Annotated in this window: 24 protein-coding genes and 3 pseudogenes; 17 read left to right on the forward strand and 10 right to left on the reverse strand. The window is 65.5% G+C overall.

The genetic code is table 11. From position 1 onward, the window contains the following. Positions 1–83: 83 nt before the first annotated feature. Both AC5V87_RS10025 and AC5V87_RS10030 read right to left on the reverse strand, forming a co-directional pair. Positions 84–326, reverse strand: a pseudogene (locus AC5V87_RS10025) (MBL fold metallo-hydrolase); the annotation flags it as partial. A gap of 78 nt (positions 327–404) precedes the next feature. After that, a complete protein-coding gene (locus tag AC5V87_RS10030; RefSeq protein ID WP_495370856.1) occupies positions 405–1,565 on the reverse strand; it encodes an acyltransferase family protein in 1,161 nt (386 codons plus the stop codon). Between the two features lie 205 nt (positions 1,566–1,770). On the opposite strand from AC5V87_RS10030, the pseudogene AC5V87_RS10035 reads away from it, so the two are divergent. Then, positions 1,771–1,860, forward strand: a pseudogene (locus AC5V87_RS10035) (DNA-binding response regulator); the annotation flags it as partial. A gap of 82 nt (positions 1,861–1,942) precedes the next feature. Here AC5V87_RS10035 and AC5V87_RS10040 read toward each other — a convergent pair. Then, complete coding sequence (locus tag AC5V87_RS10040) at positions 1,943–2,746, reverse strand: lytic transglycosylase domain-containing protein (RefSeq protein WP_495370857.1); 804 nt, start codon at positions 2,744–2,746, stop codon at positions 1,943–1,945. 235 nt (positions 2,747–2,981) lie between these two features. Here AC5V87_RS10040 and pgm point away from each other — a divergent pair, with 235 nt between their 5' ends. The 4 genes from pgm (at position 2,982) to AC5V87_RS10060 (ending at position 7,731) form a co-directional block, all read left to right on the forward strand. Then, positions 2,982–4,628 (forward strand): phosphoglucomutase (alpha-D-glucose-1,6-bisphosphate-dependent), encoded by a 1,647-nt coding sequence (gene pgm / locus AC5V87_RS10045; RefSeq protein WP_495370858.1) that lies wholly within the window; start codon positions 2,982–2,984, stop codon positions 4,626–4,628. 305 nt (positions 4,629–4,933) lie between these two features. Further along, on the forward strand, positions 4,934–5,983 hold the full coding sequence (locus tag AC5V87_RS10050) for an aromatic ring-hydroxylating dioxygenase subunit alpha (protein ID WP_456840262.1): 1,050 nt from the start codon (positions 4,934–4,936) through the stop codon (positions 5,981–5,983). 3 nt (positions 5,984–5,986) lie between these two features. Further along, positions 5,987–6,739: a GntR family transcriptional regulator gene (locus AC5V87_RS10055; RefSeq protein WP_495370859.1), complete on the forward strand. Its 753-nt coding sequence runs from the start codon at positions 5,987–5,989 to the stop codon at positions 6,737–6,739. Positions 6,740–6,750: 11 nt separating this feature from the next. After that, positions 6,751–7,731 (forward strand): PDR/VanB family oxidoreductase, encoded by a 981-nt coding sequence (locus AC5V87_RS10060; RefSeq protein ID WP_495370860.1) that lies wholly within the window; start codon positions 6,751–6,753, stop codon positions 7,729–7,731. A gap of 149 nt (positions 7,732–7,880) precedes the next feature. Here AC5V87_RS10060 and AC5V87_RS10065 read toward each other — a convergent pair whose 3' ends face one another. Further along, a complete protein-coding gene (locus tag AC5V87_RS10065) occupies positions 7,881–9,842 on the reverse strand; it encodes a putative bifunctional diguanylate cyclase/phosphodiesterase (RefSeq protein ID WP_495370861.1) in 1,962 nt (653 codons plus the stop codon). A 332-nt stretch (positions 9,843–10,174) separates the two neighbouring features. After that, positions 10,175–10,540: a nuclear transport factor 2 family protein gene (locus AC5V87_RS10070; RefSeq protein WP_456840258.1), complete on the reverse strand. Its 366-nt coding sequence runs from the start codon at positions 10,538–10,540 to the stop codon at positions 10,175–10,177. 203 nt (positions 10,541–10,743) lie between these two features. Here AC5V87_RS10070 and AC5V87_RS10075 point away from each other — a divergent pair, with 203 nt between their 5' ends. Continuing rightward, the gene (locus tag AC5V87_RS10075) at positions 10,744–11,334 is read left to right on the forward strand and encodes a TetR/AcrR family transcriptional regulator (RefSeq protein WP_456840257.1); all 591 of its coding nucleotides are present in this window, start codon (positions 10,744–10,746) and stop codon (positions 11,332–11,334) included. 113 nt (positions 11,335–11,447) lie between these two features. After that, on the forward strand, positions 11,448–12,428 hold the full coding sequence (gene hemC, locus AC5V87_RS10080; RefSeq protein ID WP_495370862.1) for a hydroxymethylbilane synthase: 981 nt from the start codon (positions 11,448–11,450) through the stop codon (positions 12,426–12,428). A gap of 175 nt (positions 12,429–12,603) precedes the next feature. Here the strand turns inward: hemC and hemE are convergent, their stop codons facing one another. Further along, the gene (gene hemE / locus AC5V87_RS10085; protein ID WP_495370863.1) at positions 12,604–13,638 is read right to left on the reverse strand and encodes a uroporphyrinogen decarboxylase; all 1,035 of its coding nucleotides are present in this window, start codon (positions 13,636–13,638) and stop codon (positions 12,604–12,606) included. 106 nt (positions 13,639–13,744) lie between these two features. Between hemE and AC5V87_RS10090 the strand changes: the two genes are divergently transcribed. Both AC5V87_RS10090 and AC5V87_RS10095 read left to right on the forward strand, forming a co-directional pair. Continuing rightward, a complete protein-coding gene (locus AC5V87_RS10090) occupies positions 13,745–13,960 on the forward strand; it encodes a hypothetical protein (RefSeq protein WP_456840254.1) in 216 nt (71 codons plus the stop codon). A 173-nt stretch (positions 13,961–14,133) separates the two neighbouring features. Beyond that, positions 14,134–16,035: a sensor domain-containing diguanylate cyclase gene (locus AC5V87_RS10095; protein WP_456840253.1), complete on the forward strand. Its 1,902-nt coding sequence runs from the start codon at positions 14,134–14,136 to the stop codon at positions 16,033–16,035. A gap of 151 nt (positions 16,036–16,186) precedes the next feature. Here AC5V87_RS10095 and AC5V87_RS10100 read toward each other — a convergent pair whose 3' ends face one another. Beyond that, positions 16,187–16,357: a SlyX family protein gene (locus AC5V87_RS10100; protein ID WP_495371872.1), complete on the reverse strand. Its 171-nt coding sequence runs from the start codon at positions 16,355–16,357 to the stop codon at positions 16,187–16,189. A 37-nt stretch (positions 16,358–16,394) separates the two neighbouring features. Continuing rightward, the gene (gene trhO, locus AC5V87_RS10105; protein WP_495370864.1) at positions 16,395–17,147 is read right to left on the reverse strand and encodes an oxygen-dependent tRNA uridine(34) hydroxylase TrhO; all 753 of its coding nucleotides are present in this window, start codon (positions 17,145–17,147) and stop codon (positions 16,395–16,397) included. 196 nt (positions 17,148–17,343) lie between these two features. Between trhO and ggt the strand changes: the two genes are divergently transcribed. From ggt to AC5V87_RS10130, 5 genes are all read left to right on the forward strand, one after another. Further along, complete coding sequence (gene ggt / locus AC5V87_RS10110) at positions 17,344–18,930, forward strand: gamma-glutamyltransferase (RefSeq protein WP_495370865.1); 1,587 nt, start codon at positions 17,344–17,346, stop codon at positions 18,928–18,930. A gap of 220 nt (positions 18,931–19,150) precedes the next feature. Beyond that, entirely contained in the window at positions 19,151–19,714 is a 564-nt protein-coding gene (locus tag AC5V87_RS10115; RefSeq protein WP_495371873.1) for a (2Fe-2S)-binding protein, read from the forward strand. Between the two features lie 4 nt (positions 19,715–19,718). Further along, complete coding sequence (locus AC5V87_RS10120; protein WP_495370866.1) at positions 19,719–20,735, forward strand: FAD binding domain-containing protein; 1,017 nt, start codon at positions 19,719–19,721, stop codon at positions 20,733–20,735. A gap of 2 nt (positions 20,736–20,737) precedes the next feature. After that, positions 20,738–23,029, forward strand: a complete 2,292-nt coding sequence (locus AC5V87_RS10125; RefSeq protein WP_456840248.1) for a xanthine dehydrogenase family protein molybdopterin-binding subunit — start codon at positions 20,738–20,740, stop codon at positions 23,027–23,029. Positions 23,030–23,089: 60 nt separating this feature from the next. Further along, a complete protein-coding gene (locus AC5V87_RS10130; RefSeq protein WP_495370867.1) occupies positions 23,090–23,554 on the forward strand; it encodes an FKBP-type peptidyl-prolyl cis-trans isomerase in 465 nt (154 codons plus the stop codon). Between the two features lie 148 nt (positions 23,555–23,702). Here the strand turns inward: AC5V87_RS10130 and AC5V87_RS10135 are convergent, their stop codons facing one another. Beyond that, a complete protein-coding gene (locus tag AC5V87_RS10135; protein ID WP_456840246.1) occupies positions 23,703–23,921 on the reverse strand; it encodes a CsbD family protein in 219 nt (72 codons plus the stop codon). A 128-nt stretch (positions 23,922–24,049) separates the two neighbouring features. Here AC5V87_RS10135 and AC5V87_RS10140 point away from each other — a divergent pair, with 128 nt between their 5' ends. The 3 genes from AC5V87_RS10140 (at position 24,050) to AC5V87_RS10150 (ending at position 25,644) form a co-directional block, all read left to right on the forward strand. After that, on the forward strand, positions 24,050–24,562 hold the full coding sequence (locus AC5V87_RS10140) for a cupin domain-containing protein (protein WP_456840245.1): 513 nt from the start codon (positions 24,050–24,052) through the stop codon (positions 24,560–24,562). 120 nt (positions 24,563–24,682) lie between these two features. Continuing rightward, on the forward strand, positions 24,683–25,111 hold the full coding sequence (locus tag AC5V87_RS10145; protein ID WP_456840244.1) for a VOC family protein: 429 nt from the start codon (positions 24,683–24,685) through the stop codon (positions 25,109–25,111). A gap of 44 nt (positions 25,112–25,155) precedes the next feature. Further along, the gene (locus AC5V87_RS10150) at positions 25,156–25,644 is read left to right on the forward strand and encodes a VOC family protein (protein ID WP_456840243.1); all 489 of its coding nucleotides are present in this window, start codon (positions 25,156–25,158) and stop codon (positions 25,642–25,644) included. A gap of 108 nt (positions 25,645–25,752) precedes the next feature. Here AC5V87_RS10150 and AC5V87_RS10155 read toward each other — a convergent pair. Further along, positions 25,753–26,230: pseudogene (locus AC5V87_RS10155) on the reverse strand (FecR family protein); the annotation flags it as partial. Positions 26,231–26,235 lie beyond the last annotated feature (5 nt).

The raw sequence follows: 26,235 nt of genomic DNA on the forward strand, positions 1-26,235 counted from the left end.
ATGTCCTTGTCGTAGACCTGCGTGACCAGCGTGTTGACGAGCCGTTCGGTATCCGGCGGCCCGAAGATGCGCAGCTCGTCCTTGCGCCCGTGCATCCATGAATTGAGCATCACATCGTAGAGGTCGCCGATGTGGTCGAAATGGTGGTGGGTGAGAAAGACCGTGTTGATGGCGCCGAGCGGCACGCCGGCCTTGCCGAGCTGCACCATCACGCCGCGGCCGGCGTCGAACAGGATGTTCTCCTCGCCGAGCCGGATCAGCGTGGTCGTCGCCATGCGGCGCGGGTCCGGGCGCGGGCCGCCGGTGCCGAGCAGGATGACCTCCATGCGCCTTCTCCAGTGTGAAGCCGGGAGCGCACAGTAGATACCAAGGCTGCGGCGAGGCAAGCGGCGAAGGACGCGCGTTCAGTGCACGCCGGTCGCAGTGGCCGCGACGACGGGGCCGATGGCCGGGCGGGCGGACGCCGATGAGGTCAGGCGCTGCGCCAGGTCCTGGGTGTGCCGCTCGACCAGGTGCCAGGTCGCGCGCGCGAGGAGATAGCTGAGCGCGATGGTGACGAGGTAAGTCACCAGCAGCGAGGTCAGCCCGTCCGCGAATGGCCAGATCCGGTGCAGGCCCGAGATCACCGCAAAGTGCGACAGATACATCGAATAGGAATTGCGGCCGAGCGCCTCGATCGGCGACCAGTGTACCGCGAGGCGGATGCAGCCCGCCACCATCGCGCCGAGCACGAGGTTGATGATCAGATAGTTGAACTCGTGGGCGCCGGTCGCGCGATTGGCGAAGAAGGACAGCGCGATAAAGACGCAGAAGATCGCGGCGTCGGATCTGGTGAAGCCGTCGCGCAGCGAGAAGAACAGCGCACAGCCGATCAGGAAGACGGGCAGCTGGTTCAGGAAGCTGTAGTGCAGTGTGGTCCAGACGAAGGAGTCGTGGCCGGGGCCGTAATAGGCCGAGAACAGCTCGAAGGCCCACGGCTTGAACAGGCAGACATTGACGAGGTGCAGCAGAAGCGCGAGCGCGAGATAGAGACCGCGGCGCGATCCGAAGGCGACGATCAGAAGCGGGAAGACGAGATAGAACGTCATCTCCGCCGCGATCGACCAGTCGCCCGGCACCACGCTGTTGACGCTGTCGGGCCAGAAGCCGTGCAGGAACGTCGCGGTCAGGATCACCTGCAGCGGCCCGATTCCGTTGGGCGCGTTGTAGCTCGGTCCCGTACCGTTGAGGACGAGGTAGAGCGGGATCGCGAGCCAGAACAGCGGCGCGATGCGCAAGGCACGCCGGATGTAGAATTTGCGCGTCGGGCTCGTTTCGCCGGCGCGCTGCGTCCACATCAGGCACATCGTCATCGCGCTGACGAAGTAGAACACGTTGACGCCGGTCCAGCCGCACATGAAGGCGTAGTCGATTGCGTGGATGTTCGACGGAAATGACTGCGAGACGTGGATCGCGATCACGCCGAGGATGGCGAGGCCGCGCAGGAAGTCGAGCGTGTGCGAGCGACTGAGGTGCGCTGCGCCTCGTTCGGTTCGACCGGCAGCCGACCGGGCCTGCCCCTGCATAACGCCTGCTCCGTGGTTTCGCACACCTGCAAGCGGAGACAATAGAGGCGCGGCCGGCTTTTCCGAAGCCGAAGGCTGTCTTTACGTTAACCAGTGGTTGAATCGGGAGCCGAATGTACCGGATCGGCGCTCGGCCGCCCCGACGCCGCTTGGCGCAAGCCAGGGCGGGCGCGATGGTGCGCGGCACGAGAATTGTGGGCCAATTCGGCTGCGCCGCAAGCTGATCGGCAGCGGCAGGCCCGTGATCGCGACCGCCGGCGTCGGCTACAGGCTCGCACTCAGCGAGCGGCTCTAGAGCACGATCCGGAAAAGTGCGCAGCGGTTTTCCGACAAGATCATGCTCAAACATAACCTGAAGCGCAGGGGACGCATTGCCGTCAGCGCGAGGCGACCCGTTTCCACTTCGCTTCGATCCGCGCCTTGATGAGGCTGACCCTCGCTTCATGCGCGGCCCAATAGGCGCGGCTGGCGGCTGCCGTGCCCTGGCGGTAGCGCGCATAGACGTCCTTGGGACGCGTCGGCACCTTCTGCGCCGTCTTTGCTGCCTTTGCTGCCGCCGGAGGCGGATCCGGCACGGCCGCCGCCGGCGCGGGATCGAGCGCCGCAACGCTGCCTTCCAGAGCCGCCGAGTTCATCGCGACGAGACGGTTGCGGGCGCGGTTGCAATAGACTTGCGAGCGCGCCGTCATCGTTTCCTCGCCGTGACCTGCCCGATATTTCATCAGGGCGCGGCAGAGATCGCCGCCGGCGAGGCGCCATGCGCGGGCGAGATAAAGCACGCCGTAATGGATGTTGATATCAGGCTCCGCGAGCTCCGTATTGTTGCCGCGGAACCCGAGCATCGCGGCGGTTTCGGGCCGCACCTGCATCAGGCCGATCTCGCCGACGCTGCCGATCACGGCCGAATTGTACCCGCTTTCGACGAAGACGACGGCCTCTGCGATATCGGCAGGCAGGCCGGTCTTCGCGGTTTCCCGCTCGATGATTTTCCGGATCTCGGCACGGGACGATGGCGTTTCGCCGGCGCCGAGCTCCGTCATGCTCTCCGCAGCTGGCGTCGTGCGCGGCTCGTCCGGCGCGCCGTCCTTGCCATGCGCGCAGATCGGAATCGACAAAAGCAGGGCGACCGCGACGTATCTCCACGTCGCGCCGCGATTGAAGCGTGTCCGATCACGTCGCATGGGCCTGTCATAGGGCGTCGAAGTTAACAACGGGCTTCGGGAAGATGCGAAGACGGCCTCTCCGCGTCATTCGGGCCGCGCCACTTGGCGCGAGCCGGAATGAAGGATGAACGAGATGACGACTGCGCCCCGCCCAAGGAACGCCTCACCCGTCGCGTGTGTTGTGGTTTGGCGGACACCGGGTCGATGCTATGGTGTCCCGCTATCTCGATGACGACAGGACGAGGATATTTCAGTGGCTGATGTCAATCCCGCGGCGGGCAAGCTGGTCTCGCCGGACGCGCTCACCAACATTCCGCGGCTCGTGACGGCCTATTTCGCCGGCAAGCCCGATGCCGCGGATCCCGCGCAGCGGGTGGCATTCGGGACGTCAGGCCATCGCGGCACCTCGTTCAAGAACAGCTTCAACGAGGGCCATATCCTCGCGACCACGCAGGCGATCTGCGACTACAGACAAGAAAAAGGCCTCACCGGCCCGCTCTTCATCGGCATCGACACCCACGCGCTGGCCGAGCCGGCGCTGGCAAGCGCGGTGGAAGTGTTCGCCGCCAACGGCGTCGAGGTCATGATCGACAAGGACGGCGGCTATACGCCGACGCCCGTGATCTCGCACGCGATCCTCACCTACAACAAGGGCCGCACGTCGGGTCTCGCCGACGGCGTCGTCGTCACGCCCTCGCACAATCCGCCCGAGGATGGCGGTTACAAATACAATCCGCCGCATGGCGGCCCGGCCGACACCGACGTCACGGGTGTCGTCGAGAAGCGCGCCAATGCCTATCTCGCCGATGGCCTCAAGGGCGTGAAGCGCATCGACTACGCGAGGGCGCGCAAGGCCGCGAACGTGCACGCCTACGACTTCATCACCCCTTACGTCGCCGATCTCGGCAATGTCGTCGATCTCGATCTCGTCAAATCCGCCGGCGTCAATATCGGCATCGATCCGCTCGGCGGCGCCGCCGTGCATTACTGGCATCCGGTCATCGAGCGCTACGGCCTCAAGGCGACGGTGGTGAACGAGGCGATCGATCCGACCTTCCGCTTCATGACGGTGGACTGGGACGGCAAGATCCGCATGGACTGCTCCTCGCCTTACGCGATGGCGAGCCTGATCGCGATGCGCGACCGCTTCGACGTCGCGTTCGCCAACGACACCGACGCCGATCGCCACGGCATCGTGACGCGCAGCGGCGGCCTGATGAATCCGAACCATTACCTCGCGACCGCGATCTCCTATCTGTTCGCGCACCGGCCGAATTGGCGCAAGGATGCCGCGATCGGCAAGACCGTGGTGTCGAGCTCGATCATCGACCGCGTCGCGAAAAAACTCGGCCGCAAGCTGGTGGAGACGCCGGTCGGCTTCAAATGGTTCGTCGACGGCCTCGTTGGTGGCAGCTTCGGCTTCGGCGGCGAGGAGAGTGCAGGGGCCTCGTTCCTGCGCCGCGACGGCAAGGTGTGGACCACCGACAAGGACGGCGTCATCCTCGGCCTGCTCGCCGCCGAGATCATGGCCAAGACCGGCCGCGATCCCAGCCAGCTCTTTGGTGACCTCACCGCCGAATTCGGCGTGCCCCATTACGCCCGCATCGACGTTGCCGCCACCGGGCCGCAGAAGAACATCCTGAAGTCGGTGACGCCCGAGCAGCTCGGCCTGAGGGACCTCGCCGGCGATCCGGTCCGCTCGACGCTGAGCAAGGCCCCCGGCAACGGCCAGCCCTTCGGCGGCATCAAGGTCGAGACCGATTTCGGCTGGTTCGCCGCGCGGCCGTCCGGGACCGAGGATGTCTACAAGATCTACGCCGAGAGCTTCCGCAGCACCGAGCACCTGAAGCGGATCCAGGAAGAAGCCCAGGCGGGGCTGAAGAAGGTGTTCGGGGCGTAGCCACCAACGCGGCCGCTCCTCTTACCCCTTCCTGGAGGGGGCCGCGTCCGCTTGGCCCGCAGTCACCGCCGTCATTCCCCGCGAAGGCGGGGAATCCAGTACTCCGCGGCGGTCAATTTGTTCAGAAAACTTCCGCGGCGGAGTACTGGATCGCCCGCCTTCGCGGGCGATGACAGTGGAATTGGATCATCTGTATACACTTAATCACATTTGGGTATCATATTACGCCAATTTTGGCCTTGAACGATTTTCAGACCGGCGCTATTGTATACAGAACGAATACATAAGCCTCGGGAGCTACGCCCATGACAAAACCCTTCCCCATGAACGCCTGGTACGCCGCGGCCTGGGACGCGGAGGTGAAGCCGGCGCTGTTGCCCCGGACGATCTGCGGCAAGCATGTCGTGATGTACCGCAAGGCCGACGGCTCGGTGGCCGCGCTGGAGGATGCCTGCTGGCATCGGCTGGTGCCGCTGTCCAAGGGCCGGCTCGAAGGCGACACCGTCGTCTGCGGCTATCACGGCCTGAAATACAACGCGCAGGGCCGCTGCACCTTCATGCCCTCGCAGGAGACCATCAACCCGTCGGCCTGCGTGCGCGCCTATCCCGTGGTCGAGCGCCACCGCTACGTCTGGCTCTGGATGGGCGATCCGGCGCTCGCCGATCCCGCGCTCGTGCCCGACATGCACTGGAATCACGATCCGGCCTGGGCCGGCGACGGCAAGACTATCCACGTCAATTGCGACTACCGTCTCGTGCTCGACAATCTCATGGACCTCACCCACGAGACGTTCGTGCACGGCTCGTCCATTGGAAACGACGCCGTGGCGGAAGCGCCGTTCGACGTCACCCATGGCGAGAAGACGGTGACGGTGACGCGCTGGATGCGCGGCATCGAGGCGCCGCCGTTCTGGGCCAAGCAGCTCGGCAAGCCCGGCCTCGTCGACCGCTGGCAGATCATCCGCTTCGAGGCGCCGTGCACCATCGCCATCGACGTCGGCGTGGCGCCGACAGGCACCGGCGCGCCCGAAGGCGACCGCTCGCAGGGCGTCAACGGCTTCGTGCTCAACACCATCACGCCCGAGACCGAGAAGACCTGTCACTACTTCTGGGCTTTCGTGCGCAACTATCGTCTCGATGAGCAGCGCATCACCACCGAGATCCGCGAGGGTGTCTCCGGCATCTTCCGCGAGGACGAACTGATCCTCGAGGCGCAGCAGCGTGCGATGGACGAGAACCCCGACCGCATCTTCTACAACCTCAATATCGACGCCGGCGCGATGTGGTCGCGCAAGCTCATCGACAAGATGGTGGCGAAGGAAAATCCGCCGCCGCGCCTTCAGGCTGCGGAGTAGGTCATGGCCGAGCGTGAGGTCGACCGCTCTGTCTCGCAGACCGTGAAGGCGCAGCTGGCACTGCGCGACCAGATTCTGTCGGGGTCTTTGCGCCCCGGCGAACGCATCTCCGAGCTGCAGGCGGTGGAGATGACGGGCGCCTCGCGCACCCCGGTGCGCATGGCGCTGGTGCGGCTGGAGGAGGAGGGGCTGTTGGAAGCGATTCCCTCCGGCGGCTTCATGGTGAAGGCGTTTTCGGAGCGGGACATCTCCGATTCCATCGAGCTGCGCGGCACGCTGGAAGGCCTTGCCGCGCGCTTTGCCGCCGAGCGCGGCGCCTCCGCGCGCGAGCTCGAGCCGCTGAAGGAATGCCTGGCTGCGATCGACGAGCTGCTGCGTCAGGTGCCGATCTCGATCGAGGCTTTCTCGTCCTATGTCACGCTCAACGCGCGCTTCCATGCCCTCCTGACCGAATTGTCGCGCAGCCCGCCGCTGATCCGGCAGATCGACCGCGCTTCGGCGCTGCCGTTTGCGTCCCCGAGCGCGTTCGTGATGGCGCAGTCGGCATTGCCCGAAGCGCAGCAGATCTTGATCATCGGGCAGGAGCACCACCGCGTCGTGATCGACGCGATCGAGAACCGCGAGGGCGCGCGCGCCGAAGCCGTGATGCGCGAGCACGCGCGGCTCGCGGTCCGCAACCTGCGGCTCGCACTGCGCAACCGTACCCATCTCGACCTCTTGCCGGCGCTCGCGCTGATCAAAAACGCAACCGACTGAGGGCAGTCACCATGCGCTTCGTTGAGACCTGGATTCCGGCAACGCTCGTTGAGACGCGCGATCTCGCCCCCGGCATCCGCGAATTCCTGATCAAGCCGGATCAATTCGACGGCGCGGCCTATCCGGTCGGCAGCCATATCAATGTCAGTGTCACCATCAACGGCCTGCCGGAGACGCGGTCCTATTCGCTCGTGGGCGAAGCCACCTCGCGCGGCTTCAAGATCGCGGTCCGTCGCGCGGAGGATTCCCGCGGCGGCTCGCGCTACATGTGGTCCTTGCAGCCCGGCGCGCGGCTCGACATCACGCAGCCGGCCTCGCTGCTCGCGGTCGACTGGGCCCGCGAAAACTACTGCCTGATCGCCGGTGGCATCGGCATCACCCCGATCCTCGGCGCCGCGCAGGCGCTGGCCCGGCGCGGGGCAAACGTGACGCTGCACTATGCGGTGCGCTCGCGCACGGAGGCGGCCTATCTCGACGATCTCGCCGCGATGCTCGGCGATCGCCTCGTCGTTCATGCCAGCGACGAGGGCCGGCGCCTCGATCTTGACGCGCTGTTCGCCTCATTGCCGCAAGGTGCGCTGGCACTGTTCTGCGGCCCGATGCGGATGCTGGATGCCGCACGCCACGCCTGGATTGGCGCCGGCCATCCGCTCCCTGATCTCCGCTACGAGACCTTCGGCTCCAGCGGAACGCTGCCGACCGAGACTTTTCGCGTGCGATTGAAGGACTCGGACGTCGAGCTCGAAATCCCGCGCGAGCGTTCGATGCTCGACGTGCTCAACGCCAGCGGCCACGAGGTGATGTACGACTGCAAGCGCGGCGAGTGCGGCCTCTGCGCCATCGACGTCGTCGCCGTCGACGGCGAGATCGACCACCGCGATGTCTTCTTCAGCGATCACCAGAAGCAGAGCAACCAGAAGATCTGCGCCTGCGTCTCGCGGGCGAGGGGCACGATCACGGTGGACACGCTGCTGCGGGCGGATGCGGTCTGAGGTGAAGTCGTCATGCCCGGGCTTGTCCCGGGCATCCACGTTCTTGGTGCCGAGTGGTTAGGCGTGGATGGCCGGGACATAGGCGAGCGGAAGCGACGGCGTCCTTCGGACGGCTATGCCCGGCCATGACGCCGCGGAGGCTCTGATAGCTACGCCGCAAACGTCGCCCGCAGCTTCTTCGTCTCCAGCAGCGCCATCACGCCGTCGGCCGGCACCGGCCGGCTGATTAGATAGCCCTGCACCTCGTCGCAACTGATCTGCCTGAGATATTCGAGCTGGTCCGCGGTCTCGACGCCCTCCGCGACCACGCCGATGCGCAAATCGCGCGCCAGCGAGATCACCGACTTCACGATCGCGGCGCAGTCGGGCTGCACCAGCATGTCGCGGATGAAGGATTGGTCGATCTTGATCCGGCTGAACGGCAGCTTGCGCAAATAGGTGAGCGAGGAGAAGCCGGTGCCGAAATCGTCCAGCGCCACCGTGATGCCGAGCTCGAGCAGCGCGTTCAGGATCGATGCGGCCGAGCCGTATTTCGACAGCAGCATCGATTCCGTGATCTCGATCTCGAGCCGGTGCGGAGCGACCTTTGCCTCCGCCAGCGCCTGCACGATGGTCTGGAGAATGCTCGTGTTGCGAAACTGCGCCGCCGAAAAATTCACGGCGACGCGGATGTCCTCGGGCCAGTCCGCCAGCGTCGCGCAGGCGCGGCGGATCACCCATTCGCCGATCTCGTGGATCAGCCCGGTTTCCTCCGCGATCGGGATGAACTCGCTCGGCGGCACGAGGCCGCGCGAGGGATGCTGCCATCGCAGCAGCGCCTCGAAGCCGGTGATGCGGTTCGCATCTAGATCGAGGAACGGCTGAAAGGCGAGGAACAGCTCGTTGCGCCCGACGGCGCCTGCGAGGTCCGATTGCAGCGCCTTGCGCTCGCGCGATGAGCGGTCGTCGCTGGCCTCGAAGAAGCAGACCGTGCCCGGGCCGGCCTTCTTGGCGCGGTAGAGCGCGGTATCGGCGTTCTTCATGATGTCGAGCGCTGAGCTGCCGTCGCGCGGCGCCACCACGATGCCGACGCTGGTTGCGCCGACGAACTGGCGGCCCTCGATCTGGAACGGCTCCTTGAAGGCGCCAACGAAGCGCTCGGCGATCTCGAGCGCGTCTTCGGGGCGCGCCAGGTTGGCCATCAGCAGCGCGAACTCGTCGCCGCCGATCCGCGCGACGTGCTCGGCCGCGCGGGTGCAGCGTTGCAGGCGGCTTGCGACCTGGACCAGGAATTCGTCGCCGGCGGGATGGCCGAACTGGTCGTTGACCTCCTTGAATCGGTCGAGGTCGAGCAGCAGCACCGCGAACTCCTCGCCGGACAGAGCGAGGCGCTTCAGCGCGGCATCGAGCGTCTCGCCGAAGGCGACGCGGTTCGGCAGCTGGGTCAGCGGATCCTGCCGCACCGTGCGCTCGGCCTCGATCTGCCGCATCACGCGCCGCGCGAAGGCGAATGAATTCACGAACACGCCGCGCAGCAGCACGCTGCCATAGACCACGACCAGAAAGGCGATCAGCAGGAAGGCGAGGTCGCCGTTTCGCCCGAGGCAAATGGCGATCCCGACGAAGATGGGCGCGGTGAAAGAGATGGCGGCAATCGGGATCGTGGCGAAGGCGAGTGCGCCGCCGGCCAGCATGCCCGAGCAGAGACAGGTGATGACGAGCTGGCCGCCGGTCGAGGCGTTGTTGAAGAAGGCGACTGGGACGATGCCCCAGGCACTGCCGAGCACGAAGGCATTGCGCACCAGGCGGTGCATCGCCCGGCGTGAGACGAATTGCGGTTTGGTGATCCGGCGCGCGGCATGGGATTGCAGGCCGAACGCGATTGCGGCGCCGGCCACGATGACCGCCCAGATCAGGGCGAACATTCGCTCCGGCGACTGCCACAGCGCGATCGCCAGCACGACGGCGTTGCAGGCATTGGCGAGCATGATGCCGACCGAATAGCCGAGCACCAGCGACATTTGTTCCGCGCGGATATGGCCGGCCACGGCTTCGTCGGTTGCAGGACCGCCAAAGGCCGACAGATCGCCGCCAAACAGCCGCGCGAAATAGCTGGTCGTTTGAGTCCGCATCCCAGAGCCTAGCAGCACGAGCCGTTTGTCCGGCTCGATCCGGAGAATTCGCCATAAAGCTTTGACGAACTGTGAATTATCGACGCTTGCGGCGGGCTCTGTGACCACTTCTGCGTGTTCGATCGGGAGTATCGATAACAAATCGATACAAATGCAGGCCCGCGCGTTACGGCTGTAACGGAAGGAAACATGTTCGCCACCAGCTGTCATGCCCCGGCTTGACCGGGCATCCAGTACGCTGCGGCGGATGTGGCGAGAGCGAGCTCTTCAATGCCCAGCTCTGGAGTACTGGATCGACCGGTCAAGTCGGGCGATGACAGCGCGCCCGAGGCTCACCGCCCCAACTGCTTCGGATCGTAGTAGAACCGCTCCTCGATCAGCTCATCACCCCGCCAGGTCTGCCAGGCGATCTCGTCCAGCGTTCGCGTGACGCCCTCGGCATTGGTGAAGCTGAAGATCCAGCGCGTCGCGACATTGTCGCCCTCGATCAGGCTCGGCCCGATGCGGACCGCCTTGACCTCCTTGAAGGCGGCCAGCACGCCGCGCTCCTTCGCTGCCAGCTTGTCCCGTCCGATCGTCGGCGCGGCGTTGTTCTCGTAAGTGGCGGCATCGGGCGTGTAGAATTGCTCGATCGCCCCGACGAAATCCCCATCCTCCAACCGCTTCGCAAAAGCTTCGACTATGTCACGGCTCGGCATGGCGCACCTCACGAATAAAACCGACTTATAGTCGGTAAATACCGACCGAGGGTCGAAAAGTCAACTGGCAGCGTCCGCCAAATTCAATTAGAGCATCAGATCAGATCGAGCCGCGTCCGCGAAGAAGGTGGGCTCCCTCTCCCGCTTGCTGGCGGGAGAGGCTAAGCGAGGCCGCGGCCTGATCTGCGCGTGACAGGAACAACATGGCGAAACAGGCAGAGCGGCGCGCGGCGACGACGGAGGCGATCCTGACGGCGGCGCGCCGGCTGTTCGGGACGCACGGCTTTGCCGCCACCACCATGGACGAGATTGCGGAAGGCGCCGGCATCGCCAAGGGCGCGGTCTATCATCATTTCAAGACCAAGGAAGCCGTGTTCGAAGCCGTGTTCGATTCCGTCTCGCGCGAGCTCGTTGCCGAGATCGACCGCACCGCGCGCGCCGAAAAGGACGTGCTCGCCGCGATGATCGCCGGCACCCAGCATTATTTTTCCGCGACCGCCAAGGGCCCGACCGGCCGGATCATCCTGCGCGACGGCCCGGCCGTGCTCGGCTGGGAACGCTGGCGGGAGATCGACGCGCGGCACTTCGGCGGCAAGATGCCGCGGGCGCTCTCCGCCGCGATGGACGCCGGTCTGATCGCACGCCAGCCGGTCGAGCCGCTGGCCCGGCTGCTGCTCGGCGCGGTGACGGAGGCCGCGGTCGCCTGCGCCGGGCGCGCCGACATCGCAAGGGCCGGTGCGGAATATGCCCGTGCGTTCCGATCGTTGGTCGAGGCGCTGCGTCTCTCCGCATGATTGTGCTAATGTCCCTGCAGAGAGCGCAGCAGCCATCTACCATGCGACCTGAACCTGTCGTATGGGCAATGACGCGCTCGCGCACGCGACACGCGTCCTGGATGGAGAACGGCTTGGCTATTCGACTACGGATCGGCACCCGCAAGAGCGCGATGGCGCTGGCGCAGACGGAGGAGATTGCGCGCCGTCTGACCGCCGCCAGGCCCGATCTCGAGGTCGAGATCGTCAAGTTCGACACCACGGGCGATCTCGACCAGACCAGCAAGCTGCTGCCGCATGGCGGCAAGGGCGGCGCCTTCGTGGCGCAGATCCGTGCCGCCGTGCTGTCAGGGGAACTGCAGGCCGCGATGCATTCGTTGAAAGACATGCCGGGCAACGAGGACACGCCCGGTCTCGTCATCGGCGCCACGCTGTCGCGCGATCCACCCGCCGATGCGCTGGTGCTGCGTGAAGGCGTGACGCTGGACGCGCTGCGCCAGTCGCGCGGCAAGGGTCTTAAAATTGGCACCAATGCGGTGCGCCGTGCCGCCTATGCGCGGCGGTTGTTTCCGGATGTCGAGGTGATCCACTTCCGTGGCGCCGCCGATACCCGCGTGCGAAAGCTCGACAATGGCGAGAAGCAGCGCCTGCCGGATGGCGGCGCTGTGGGGCCCGCGGATGCGCTGATCATGGCGCGCTCGGGCCTCGACCGCGTCGGTCTTGCGCATCGCATCGCCTACGAATTCACCGCGGCGGAGATGTTGCCCGCGGCGGGGCAGGGCATCGTCGCCGTCGAATGCGCCGCGCAGGACTGGCAAACGAGGCAAATTCTTTCATCGATCGACGATCCCGCTGCGCACGCCTCTGCTGATGCCGAGCGCGAGGTGCTGTGGGTCCTCAACGGCCACTGCAATTCGCCGGTTGCGGGCTTCTCGACCATCACGGGCGATCAGATGTCGCTCACCGCCTCCGTGCTCGACCTTTCCGGCAACACCATCATCGAAGCTTCGCGCATAGGCCCCGCCAATCGCCCGCGCGAGCTCGGTCGTGCGGTGGGTCTCGAACTCTTGGCAAAGGGTGCGGCGGAGATCATCGAGCGAAGCCGGCCCCGCTAGCTGGCTCTCTGCGAATTACGGTCGGCGAGATGATGGCATTATGCGCCTGTGTTGCCCGACGGGTCAAGTTATATTCGGAAACGGAGAATTTTCCACGGCGGCGAAATCTTCAATGATTCGTACTGTGCATGGGGTTGTTTCGCGGCTTTTGTTTTGTCCTTAGGCGCAGCGAAATTCACCCCCGCACCCGCTTGATCATCTGCTCGACATGGGCGATCGGCGTCTCCGGCTGGATGCCGTGGCCGAGATTGAAGATCAGCCGTCCTTGCGCAAAATTCGCCAGCACGTTGTCCACCGCGCGATCGAGCGCGGCGCCCCCTGATATCAGCACCAGCGGATCGAGATTGCCCTGCACGGCGACCTTGCTCTGCACGCGCTCGCGGATGAAGGCGGGCTCCGCAGTCCAGTCAATGCTGACCGCGTCGACGCCGGTCGCCTCGACGTAACCAGGCAATTGCGCCGCAGCGCCGCGGGGAAAGCCGATGATCTTCGCGTCCGGCACCTTTGCGCGCACGCCCGCGACGATGCGCCGCGTCGGCTCAGTCGACCAGCGCGCGAACTCGGCCGGCGGCAGCACGCCGGCCCAGGTGTCGAAGATCTGCAGTGCGTTGGCGCCGGCCTCTAACTGCGCCAGCAGATATGCGATCGAGCTCTCGACCAGCACGTCGATGATCTTCGCAAACGCTTCTGGATGCTGGTAAGCCATCATCCGCGCCGGCGCCTGGTCAGGCGTGCCGTGGCCCGCGACCATGTAGGTCGCGACCGTCCACGGCGCACCGCAGAAGCCGATCAGCGCGGTCTTGGCATCGAGCGCGCCGCGCACGAGCTTGAGCGCCTCGAACACCGGCGTGAGCTTGCCGAGATCGGCCTGCGCGGCGAGCGCTGCGACTTTCGCCGGATCATCCAGCGGCTCGAGCCGCGGACCCTCGCCGACCTCGAAGCGCACCGAGCGGCCGAGTGCGTAGGGGATCACGAGGATGTCGGAGAAGATGATCGCCGCATCGAAGCCGAACCTGCGGATCGGCTGCAGCGTCACTTCGGCGGCAAGCTCCGGGTTGAAGCAGAGATCGAGGAAGCCGCCGGCCTTGGCGCGCACCTCGCGATATTCAGGCAGATAGCGGCCGGCCTGCCGCATCATCCACATGGGCGGGACGGGCTGACGTTGGCCGGAGAGGACGTCGATGAAAAGTTTCGTCGCAGGCTGGGGCACGAATGGTCCTGAAGCAGGTTATCGCCCCTGATACACCGCCGCGCGCCCCAGCGGAACAGGGGAACCAGCGCGTTACGGCCGCGTTGACCAGCCAACGGAGGAGATCATGGCTGAGACGTTCAATCCCGCGCCGCACGACAAGCACGCCGACGATCTGCGCGAGGCGCTCGCCGCCGATCGTCACGCCAAGCTCGACACCGGGCTGGAGGACACCTTCCCGGCATCCGATCCCGTCAGCGCCGCCCAGCCGACGCCTTCGAAGGCCGACGCGGAGGCGGACAATCCCTCGCTCTGGGACAAGGTTAAGGCGATCTTCAGCTAGCGAGGAGGGGCGCCGGATTCCGATAGGTTCGCTAATGTCTTGTTAGCGATGGATCGATTCCGGTGTCCGTACGACTACGGGAAACCGGGGATATGGCGGCCCATTCCGCCAATCGTTTCAGAGTTCAATAACAGAAGCGGCAGAGGTTCCGGACGATCGGAGACCTCTGCCGCATGAACGTCGTTGCCCAAAGAGCCGGATGGAGCCGCCTGCCGCTGCGTGCGGCGGCGTTCGTCGTGCTGACTTGCGCGACCATCCTCGGCGTCAGCGGCTGGCGCGAATGGGCCGCGCGCGATGCGGTGCTCAAGGGCGCCGAGACCGAAATGGCGAATGTCGCGCGCTTGCTGACCCAGCATGCCGAGGACAGCCTCGATCTCCTGGATTCCGGCGTCGTCGGCGTCGTCAGCCGGCTGGAGATGGACGGCACCGAGCCGGCGACGATCAGCAAGCTCAGAAGCCTCCTGGAGGCGCGCAAGAAGGCGATGGAGCGCGTCCACAGCCTCGCCATCATCGATGACCAGGGCAATTGGCTGACTTCGCCCGGCACGATCTCCTCGACGCTCAGCGACGATGCGTTCTTCCGCCATCATCAACTCTCGCCGAAGCGTGAGCCCTTTGTCGGCCACCCCGTGAAGAGCCAGCTCGATGGCGAATGGGTCGTCACCCTGTCGCGCCGCTTCAACAAGCCGGACGGCAGCTTTGGCGGCGTCGTGCTCGCAACCATCAGCTCGCGCTATCTCTCGCATTTCTTCGAGCAGTTCGAGATCGGCCGCAACAGCTCCGTGGCGTTGATGCACGGCGAGGGCACGATCATCGCGCGCACCCCGCACAACGCAAAGTTCGTCGGCCGCAGCGTGGCCGAGACCCCGCTATTCCGCGACGCCAGCCTGCAGCGGCCGGCCGGCGCCTATCATTTCAAGTCACCGCTGGACGGCGCCGACCGCGTCAGCTTCTTCAAGCGCAGCGGGCGCTTTCCGCTTGTCCTGCTCGCGACCGTCGACAAGGACGAGCTGCTGGCGCCCTGGCGCGCGGCGGCCATCTCCCGCATGCTCTACGTGCTTGCGCTGGTCATGCTGATTGCGATCATCGGCGCGGTGCTGGTGCGGCAGTTGCAGCGGGGCCAGAACATGGCCGCCGCCCTGGTCGAGAAGGAAGCCCATTTCCGCCTGCTCGCCGAAGGCTCCAGCGACATGGTGACCCGGATCGGCCTCGACGAGCGGCTGCGCTACGTCTCTCCCTCCTCGGTCCGCGTCGTCGGCTGGCGCGCCAACCAGCTGATCGGAACGCCGGCGCTGGCGGGCATCCATGCCGACGACCTGCCGCAGGTCCAGGCTCTCGTCGATGCCATGAAGCGCGGCGAAAAAGAGGAGGCGCGGGTCACCTATCGCAACTCGCACCGGCAGACGGGCGAGGTCTGGCTCGAATCGACCATGCGGGTGACGCGGAGGGACAACGGTCGCGTCGACGGCGTGGTCGCAATCTCGCGCGACATCACCGAGCAGAAGAAGCTGGAGACCCGGCTCGAGACGCTCGCGATCGAGGACAGCCTGACCGGGCTAGCCAACCGCCGCCGCTTCGACGAGAGGCTTAGCGATGAATGGGCGCGCGCCTATCGCGACCGCTCCAGCCTCGCGCTGCTGATGATCGACGTCGACCACTTCAAGGCCTACAACGACGAATACGGCCATCCTGCGGGCGATGTCTGCCTGCGCGTGGTGGCGCAGGTCATCGCCGCCGAGATGAAGCGCCCCGGCGATCTCGCTGCGCGCTACGGTGGTGAGGAATTCGCAGTGCTGCTGCCGAACACCGATGCCGACGGCTGCGCCCGCATCGGCGAGCGAATCCGGAAGGCCATCCGCGAGGCGGGCCTCGTCCACAGCGCCAATCGCAGCTCTGGCTGCGTGACCGCTTCGTTCGGCGGCGCCGCCTGCCGCCCGGCGCTGGAGCGCACCGCCGGCGTCGGCACCCTCGTCGAGGCGGCCGACCAGGCGCTCTATGCCGCGAAGGAATCCGGTCGCGATCGGTTGATGATGTCGGTCGAGGTCGCGAGCCTGCCCAAGGCCGTCGGCGAGTAATATCAAACGGCATAAGAGCTATCGTGTCCCGGACGCGCCGCAGCGTGAAACGCTGCGGCGCTGAGCCGGGATCCAGCACTCTTCTTCGCTGCAGCGATGGGCCCCGGTTCAGCAGCGCACCGCGAAGAGCGCGGCGCCCGGGGCACGAGGGCTAGTAGTGCGGCGGGCGCTCGTTGGCAGGGCCGGGCGCGTTGGCTTCGGCCTGCTGAAGACGCTCGCCGAGCTCTGCGACCTTCCGCGTCAGCGCATCGATCTGCTTCCACTGCGCGGTGATGGTCTGGTTCAGCGTCTCGATCGTGTCGTCCTGATAGGCGATGCGCATCTCCAGCGCGTCGATGCGCTCGCCCAGGTTCTTGATCTCATTGGTCACGTGCGGCGTCCTTGTCCCGTTCGCGCAAGCCGTGGCCGAGCGCCACGCGCTCGTCGAACACGAAACATTCGCCGCGCCAGCGGCTCTGCGCCTCCGGCACCTCTTCGAGATACTTCAAGATGCCGCCCTTGAGGTGATACACCTCGGCAAAGCCGCGCGCGAGCAGATGCGCGCTCGCCTTCTCGCAGCGGATTCCGCCGGTGCAGAACATCGCGATGCGCCGGTGCTTCGCGGGATCGAGTTTTTGCGCGGCAAAATCCTTGAATTGACCAAAGCTCTTGATATCAGGATCGACCGCGCCTTCGAACGTGCCCATCGCCACCTCGAACGCATTGCGGGTGTCGAGCACCAGCACGTCGGGCGCCGCGATCAGCGCGTTCCATTCGCTCGCATCGACATAGATGCCGACCTGTCGCGTCGGATCGGCCGCCGCATCGCCAAGGGTGACGATCTCCTTCTTCAGCCGCACCTTGAGCCGGCTGAACGGCATCGCGTCCGCAGTCGAGAATTTCAGTTCGAGGTCGTCCAGCCGGCCGCCGAACATGGCGCCGTGAGCGAGCTCATGAACGAAGGCGTCGATCGCCTCCGGTGCGCCCGCGATCGTGCCGTTGATGCCTTCCTCCGCCAGCAGCACACTGCCCTTCAGTGCTAGCCCAGCGCAGAACGCGCGCAGCGGCTCGCGCAGCTCGCGGTAATCGGGCAGGGCGGCGAATTGGTAGAAGGCGGCGACCTTGTGGATCATGGCGGCTCGTTTAGCAGGCGGCCGCCGCCCAGAAAACCCGCATGGATGCGGACGGCAAAAGGCCTATCGCCCAGCGGGCGGCTGCCATTTTCCTGGTATGCCAGGATTGCCCGGATGGGCAGGAATGTGTCATGTAGGCCCAGTTTTTCCGAGATGGCGCGCCTCCGCGCCGACGGTCTGAGAGAGCAAAGATTCAATGAGAAGCTTCCACTTCCCCGGCAGGTCCACGGTCCACGCCACCAACGCGATGGTGGCGACCTCGCATCCGCAGGCCTCGCTGGCCGCGATCGAGGTGCTGCGCGAGGGCGGGACGGCGGTGGACGCGGCGGTCGCGGGCTCAGCCATTCTCGCCGTGATCGAGCCGCAATCGACCGGCATCGGCGGCGACTGCTTCGCGCTGATCCAGCCGCGCGGCGAGGGCAAGATCATCGCCTATAACGGCTCCGGCCGCGCCCCGAAGGCGGCCAATGCCGACTGGTATCTCGAGCGCAAGATCAATTCCGTGCCACTAACCTCGGCGCATGCGGTCTCTATCCCCGGCGTGATCGACTGCTTCGCGACCGTGCTGCGCGATCATGGCAAGTTCGGCTTCGACCGGCTGCTTCAGCCCGCGATCAAGGCGGCCGAGGAAGGCTACGTCGTCGCCCCCCGCGTCGCCTTCGACTGGAAGAACCAGTTCGAGAAGCTCAAGGCCGGCACCAACACCGTGCGCTACCTGCTGCCGGGCGGCAAGCCGCCGGTGGCCGGCGACGTCATCCGTCAGGTCGAGCTCGGCAAGACGCTGCGCGCGATTGCCAAGAACGGCCGCGACGCCTTCTACAAGGGCGAGATCGCCGAGGACATGGTCGAGACCCTGCGTTCGATCGGCGGTCTCCACACGCTCGACGATTTCGCCGCGCACACCACCGAGACGACGACGCCGATCGGCACCATGTACAAGGGCTACGACGTCTGGCAGTGCCCCCCGAACGGCCCGGGCGTCACGGCGCTGTTGATGCTCAACATCCTGTCGCGCTTCGACTTGACCAAGTACGCGCCCGTCAGCGTCGAGCGCTTCCATCTGGAGGCGGAAGCCGCGCGCATCGCCTACATCAACCGCGAGATGCACGTCGCCTCGCCCGAGCACATGAAAATCAATGTCGCCGAGATGCTCGAGAAGGGCTTTGCCGACGAGTATATCAGCAAGATCCGCATGGACGGCATGCTCGACCTGCCGAACGTCGCGCCGCCGATGAATCCCTCGACGATCTACATCACCGTGGTGGACAAGGACCGCAACGTCTGCTCGTTCATCAACTCGGTCGCGCATTCCTTCGGCTCGGCGATCGTCTCCAACAGGACCGGCGTCTTGTTCCAGAACCGGGCCGGCGGTTTCCGTATCCAGCCGGGCCATCCCAACTGCATCGAAGGCGGCAAGCGTCCGCTGCACACGATCATGCCGGGGCTGCTGACCAAGGGCGGCCGGTCCGCGATGTCGTTCGCAGTAATGGGCGGCCAGTACCAGCCGACCGGCCAGACCCATCTCCTGACCAATATCCTGGACTATGGCTGCGACGTGCAGGAGGCGATCGACATGCCGCGTGGCCTGCACTACGAGGGCCAGTACCAGCTCGAGGACAGCGTCCCGGCCAATATCGTCGAGGGCCTGAAGAAGCTCGGCCACAAGACCACCAGCGTCGTCGGACCGCTTGGCGGCGCCCAGGCGATCTGGATCGATTGGGAGAAGGGCACGCTGACCGGCGGTTCCGATCCGCGCAAGGACGGCTGCGCACTCGGCTATTGATCGCGCGCGGAACGAGTTCCGCGCGCGAGTTCAGGAAAATTTGACGAAGGGGCGGCGCGGCATTTGCCGTGTCGCCCCTCTCGCGTTCGGAACTGCGCTCATCGCTCCAAGTTGAGGGGCGAGCGGTGCAGGCGTGCGCTGCTTTGTCTTGAAGCGGCGGAGGCCGTCAATGTCCGACAATTCAAGTTCCCGATCATCCGGATTCGATCGTCGCGCCTTCATGGCAGGCGCCGCCGGCAGCGCCCTCGTTCCGATCACTGCGCGCGCTGCTGCGCAGGATGCGGGTGCGTCGTCCGCGCAGAATCCGGCGCTGCCCGTCGACGTCACGCTGCATGTCAACGGCAAGGAGAAGCGTCTGCACATCGACGCCCGCACCACCGTGCTCGATGCGCTGCGCGAGCACCTCAAGCTCACCGGCAGCAAGAAAGGCTGCGATCACGGCCAGTGCGGCGCCTGCACCGTGCTGATCAACGATCGCCGCGTGGTGTCGTGCCTGACGCTCGCGCTCGCGGCGGAGGGGCAGGAGATCACCACGATCGAGGGCCTTGCCACCGACGATCGCCTGCATCCGATGCAGCAGGCCTTCGTCGACAACGACGCCTTCCAGTGCGGCTATTGCACGCCGGGCCAGGTCATGTCGGCGATCGCATGCGTAAAGGAGGGCCATGCCAACAGCGAAGCTGATATTCGCGAATATATGAGCGGCAACATCTGCCGCTGCGCCGCCTATCCCAACATCGTCGCCGCGGTGAAGCAGGCCGCGCCCGAGATCATGAAAGGCTAGGCACATGCGACCTTTCTCGTATCAGAGGGCGAGCGACCCCGATATGGCCGTGCAGGCGCTCAGCGCCGCCGCGGCTGCCAACCGTCCGCTGACCCAGGCCGCTGCGCAGCCGCTTGCTGGCGGCACCACGCTGATCGACCTGATGAAGCTGGACGTGATGCGGCCCGCTGCGATCATCGACATCAATCCGCTCGCGCGCAGCTGGTCGGCAATCGAGCCGGGCGGCGACAAGTTGCGGCTCGGCGCGCTCGCGAAGATGTCTGATGTCGCCGCGCATGACGGAATCCAGCGCGATTATCCGGTGATCGCCGACTCCCTGAAGCTTGCCGCCAGCGCCCAGTTGCGCAACATGGCGACGCTCGGCGGCAACGTGATGCAGCGGACGCGCTGCAACTATTTCCGCGATGTGTCCTATGAGAATTGCAACAAGCGCAATCCCGGCTCCGGCTGTGCCGCGATGGACGGCGTCAACCGCATGCATGCCGTGCTCGGCACCTCGGACCACTGCATCGCCACCTATCCCGGCGATTTCGCCCAGGCGCTGATCGCGCTGGATGCCACGGTCGAGATCACCGGCAAGTCCGGTACGCGCAACATGCTGTTCGCGGAGTTGCACAAGGCGCCCGGCAACACGCCTGATATCGAGACCACGCTTGAGCCCGGAGAGCTGATCTCGGCCTTCGTCATCCGTGGCCGCTGGCCGCGTTCGGTGTACCTCAAGGCGCGCGACCGGCAATCCTATGAGTTCGCGCTGTCCTCGGCGGCGGTCGCGCTCGACGTGCAGGACGGCACGATCAAGGATGCGCGCGTCGCGCTCGGCGGCGTCGCGACCGTGCCCTGGCGCGCGCGCGAGGCGGAAGCGCTGCTCAAGGGCCAGAAGTTCGACGACGGGCTGGCGCAGCGTGTCGCCGATGCCGCTTTCGCCGACGCCAGAGGACGTCAGCACAACAATTTCAAGATCGCGCTCGGCAAGCGCGTGGTGGCGCGTGCGCTCCAGCAGGCCGTAACGATGGAGATCTGACCATGACCGCTGCTGCTCCCGAGCCGAAGGCGAATATGGGCCGGCCTGTGCCGCGCTATGATGCGGCCGCAAAAGTCACGGGGCGCGCGACCTATGCCTCCGACATGCCGCTGGACAACCCGGCCCATGCCTTCCTGGTCACCAGCGCCATCGCCAAAGGCCGCATCGACAGCTTCGACCTCGCTGATGCAAGGCGCGTCCGCGGCGTGATCGACATCGTCACGCACGAGAACGCCCCGAAGCTGAAGGAGTCGAAACTCTTCAGCAATGGCGGCTATGCCGGCACCACGATCCAGCCGCTGAAATCGGCCGACATCGCGCATGACGGCCAAATCATCGCTGTCGTGATCGCGGACACCTACGAGGCCGCGCGCGAGGCCGCCAACCGCGTCAAGGTCAGCTATACGGCGGCTACGCCCAGCGCGACCTTCGATTCCCCGGGGACGACGACAGCCGCCGCCAAGGGGCAGAACTCGCAGTTCAAGGAAGACCCCAAGGTCGGCGATTTTGCCAAGGCATTCGACGAGGCCGAGGTCAAGCTCACCGCCTCCTACGACACGCCGACCCAGCACCACAATCCGATGGAGCTGTTCACGACGAGCTGCGCCTGGATGGGCGACGACCTCGTCATTTACGAGGGCAGCCAGTACGTCTACGGGCTCAAGAACGGCGTCGCCGAGCAGCTCGGCGTCGACGCCGACAGGGTGCGCGTGGTCAATCCCTATGTCGGCGGCGGCTTTGGCTCGCGCGGCTCGATGACGCCGCGCACCGCGATCATCGCTGCGATTGCCAGGCGTCTGAACCGGCCGATCAAGCTCGTTGCCACCCGCGACCAGGGCTTTACCATCGCGACCTATCGCGCCGAGACGCGGCACGAGATCAGGCTTGGCGCCAGCCGCGACGGCAGGCTTACCGCGCTCAGGCACGAGGGCGCCGAGGTGTCCTCGCGTCCCGATCCCTATTGCGTCGGCGGCACCAAGACCACGACGCGGCTCTATGCCTGTCCGAACGTCGACAGCCTGGTGTCGATCGTGCGCGCCGACCGCAACACGCCGGGCTTCATGCGCTCGCCGCCGGAGGTGCCGTATCTGTTCGCGCTGGAGAGCGCGATGGACGAACTCGCGGTCAAGCTCAACATGGACCCAGTCGAGCTTCGCCGCATCAACGACACCACCAACGAGCCGATCGACGGCAAGCCCTACACGTCGCGGTCGCTGATGGCGTGCTTCGATGAGGCTGCCAAGGCGTTCGGCTGGTCGCGGCGATCGCCGGAGCCGAAATCGATGGCGGAGGGCGACTGGCTGATCGGCTATGGCTGCGCCGCCACCTGCTATCCGACACAGATGGCGCCGTCGGCCGCGCGCGTGCGCCTCCAGCGCGACGGCCGTACCCGCGTGGAGATCGCGGGCCACGAGATCGGCACCGGCGCTTACACGATCATCGCCCAGACCGCGTCCGAGCGGCTCGGCGTGCCGCTGGAGAAGGTCGCCGTCTTCATCGGTGACAGCGATCTGCCGCCGGCGCCGGTGGCCGGTGGCTCGAACTCGACCGCCAGTACCTGCTCGGCGGTGATGATGGTGTGCGACCAGATCCGCCAGCGGCTGTTCAAGGCGGTGATGCCGAATGCGAGCCTGACCGACAAAGCCAAGGAAACCATCGGCATGGGACAGACGCCGACGACGCAAGCCGCAAAAAGCGATCGTCCGCTCGATTTGGACAAGGCGTTCGACGCGCTCGGTGTCGGCGTCGTCGAGGAATATGGCGAGTGGAAGCCGGAAGGTGCGCCGCTGGATTCGTTCAAGGCCATGCACAGCGGGCACGCGCGCCTCGTCGGCGGGCATCAGATGAAGGACAAGATTGCCTACGCCTTCGGCGCGGAGTTCGCTGAGGTCCGCGTCAACCGCTTCACGCACGAGATCCGCAGCCCCCGTCTGGTCGGCGCCTTCGCGGCCGGCCGCATCATGAATCCGCGCACGGCGCGCAGCCAACTCATGGGCGGGTTGATCTGGGGCATGTCCTCGGCGCTGCTGGAGGCGACCGAGATCGACGAACGCTATGCGCGCTATGTCAACGATAATCTCGCCGATTATCTCGTGCCCGTGAATGCTGACACACCAAGCGTCGAGGTGATCCTGCTCTCCGAGCAGGACGATCACATCAATCCGGCTGGCGCCAAGGGCCTAGGCGAGCTCGCCAATGTCGGCACCAACGCTGCGATCTGCAACGCGATCTATCACGCCACCGGCCAGCGCATCCGCAAGCTGCCGGTGCGGCTGGAAAATATCGAGGTCTAAGGGGTGGAAACCCCACGCTCCTTGCGCTAGACACCTTCCGCCTCAAACCGAAGGTGCCTTATGCAGCGTTTTCAACGCGCAGTTCTCGCCATCATCTCGGCACTCGCGATCACTGTGATTGCCGGCGTGTCGGCTTTCGTTTCCACCACGGCCTCCGCCCAGACCGCAGGAAAGACCATGACCACAGCTTCAGGCTTGCAAGTCACCGACAGCGTCGTTGGCACCGGCGCATCGCCCAAGCCCGGCCAGATTTGCGTGATGCATTACACCGGCTGGCTCTATGAGAACGGCCAGAAGGGCAAGAAATTCGACTCCTCCGTCGACCGCAACGAGCCGTTTGAATTCCCGATCGGCAAGGGCCGCGTCATTGCGGGCTGGGACGAGGGTGTCGCCACGATGAAGGTCGGCGGCAAGCGCACCCTGATCATCCCGCCGCAGCTCGGCTACGGCGCCCGCGGCGCCGGCGGCGTGATCCCTCCGAACGCGACGCTGATGTTCGACGTGGAATTGCTCGCGGTGAAGTGACGGCGCAGCCGTCATTCCGGGGCGATGCGCCAACATCGAACCCGGAATCTCGAGACTCCGGGTTTGGTCCTTCGGACCATCCGGAATGACGGCACAAGCAAAAAGACCGGCCTTCGGCCGGCCTTTTCGCTTTCAATGCTGGCACGCGCTACTCCGCCGCGCGACGTGCTGCCGCAGCTGCGCGGTCCATGGCGTCCTTCGCTGCGTCCTTGGCATCGCCCATGGCCTGCTGGCCCTTGCCCTTCACTTCCTGAACCGAACCTTCGCCTTTCATGCGGTCGGAACCGGTGGCTTCGCCGATGCCCTGCTTGGCCTTGCCGATGGTCTCGTTGGCGGTGCCCTTGATCTTGTCCGTGGTGCTACCCATGAAACTCTCCTTCCATTTTGCTTGTGAGGGCAACGTCCCGCAGTTACGAGAGTTCCGATTTTGGTATGGCTTGCGGATGCGGCTTTGGGGTAGCTTGCCGCGCACGGAACCAACAGAAAGCACGTCCCATGACCGGCCATGACCATTCGCATTCCCACCATGACCACGATCACGATGATCGCTGGAAACATGACGGCGTGCGTGTCATTCCCGGCAACCAGCTCGACACCAACGTGCCGTCGACGGCGGGCATGGACCGCGCAGCCGCGATCAATTTCGCGCGGGTTGGCGCGCAGAAATTGTGGGCGGGCACCGTCAGCATCAAGCCCGATGCCAAGACCGGCGCCCATCACCACGGCCATCTCGAAAGCGTCATCTACGTGGTGAAGGGCAAGGCGCGGATGCGCTGGGGCGAGAAGCTGCAATTCACCGCCGAGGCCGGACCCGGCGATTTCATTTTCGTGCCTCCTTACGTGCCGCACCAGGAGATCAACGCCAGCCCGGACGAAGTGCTGGAATGCGTGCTGGTGCGCAGCGACGGCGAGGCGGTCGCGATCAACCTCGACATCGAGCCGGTCGAGAAGCCCGAGACCGTACTGTGGATCGACCCGGTGCACCGGGATCCCAACGAGAAGAGGTAGGACCGGCCCACGGGGCGGGGGCAGTGCCATCGCCCCAGCCGGCAAAAAATATCCGGAAGCGATGTCGGATGGCCGTCGGGCCATCCGTCCTTGGGCAGAACCCCGCCCAAGGAGTTTGCGATGCCCAGGATGATTTTCATCAATCTGCCGGTGACCGACCTCAAGCGCGCCACCGCCTTCTACGAGGCGGTCGGCGCGACCAGGAACCCGCAATTCTGCGATGACACCGCGAGCTGCATGGTCTTCTCCGAGACCATCTTCGCGATGCTGACGACCCACGACAAATTCCGTCAGTTCACGCCAAAACCGATCGCAGACGCGAAGACCTCGAACCAGGCGCTTTTCTGCCTGTCCGCGGACAGCCGGAACGAGGTCGACGAGATCGTCGCCAGGGCCGCGGCTGCGGGCGGGGTGGCCGATCCCAGCCCGAAGGACGAATACAGCTTCATGTATGGCCGCAGCTTTGAGGATCCGGATGGCCATATGTGGGGTGTGAACTGGATGGACATGGCAGCCTTTTCCGCGCAGCCCGAGATGGCGAACGCCTGACCGAAGCCCACGAATTCAGAGAATCTCGAGAAGGAGCATTCACGATGTCCAAGCTTGTCCCCTGCATGTGGTTCAACGGCGATGCCGAGGAAGCTGCGAAGTTCTACACCTCGCTCGTGCCGAATTCGGAGATCACGCACGTTCAGCAAAACGTTTCGGACGGCCCGTCCGGCAAGACAGGTTCAGTGCTGGTCGTCGAGTTCACGGTGGCCGGGCAGCCGCTGGTCGCGCTGAACGGCGGCATGAAGATGGAATACACCCATGCGATATCGCTGATGATCCATTGCGACGACCAGGCCCAGGTCGACAGCGTTTGGAACGCGTTCCTGGCGCATGGCGGCAGGGAAGAGCAGTGCGGCTGGCTCAGGGATCGCTGGGGCGTGGCCTGGCAGGTGGTGCCGAAGGTGATGTTCGAATTCCTGTCGAGCCCCGACAAGGCGGCTGCCGCGCGCGCGATGCAGGCCATGATGAAGATGGTGAAGCTCGACGTCGAAGCGCTGCGGCGGGCGTTCGAGGGCAAGTCCGCGGCGTGACTCGCACCACGCACTCAGTGCCGTAGGGTTGGGCAAAGGCGCGAAGCGCCGTGCCACCATCTGTCCATGGTCGAGAGAGGTGGTGGGCACGCTTCCGCCTTCGCTCTTCGAGCTACGCACGCCGATGGTCGCGAGCGGCGTCGTGATCTTGTAGGCGGCCTTCTCGGAATGGCCGGTGACGAAGCCGAACGCGCCTGTGGTCATGCGGATCGCGACGTCGCGATAGCTGTGCTCGTCGTTGAAGACGGTGCGGTCGAGCTTGAGCGTCGAACTCGGGCCGAGCGAGAGATTGGTGCTGTCGGCCATGACGAAGCGCGCGGCGCTGTCGGCGCCGCTGCGCACGGTCTCGTCGCGCAGCATGCTGTCGCCGACATTGATCGGCCTCGTGGTCGCAGCGACGCGCACCACCTCGTTCTGAATCACGACCGCTTCGCCGACGCGCGTGTGCGCCTGCGCGCCGGACGCCGCGCACAGCGCGGCCATCAGCAGGGTCGTGAAAACGAGAACGCAAATTCATTTCGCAATCGATCGATGTGTCCCTGATCGTACCGGATCGCGCACGCTTCCGATGTGGCGAAATTATCACAAGCG

This window comes from Bradyrhizobium sp. SOJA106 (assembly GCF_059448745.1).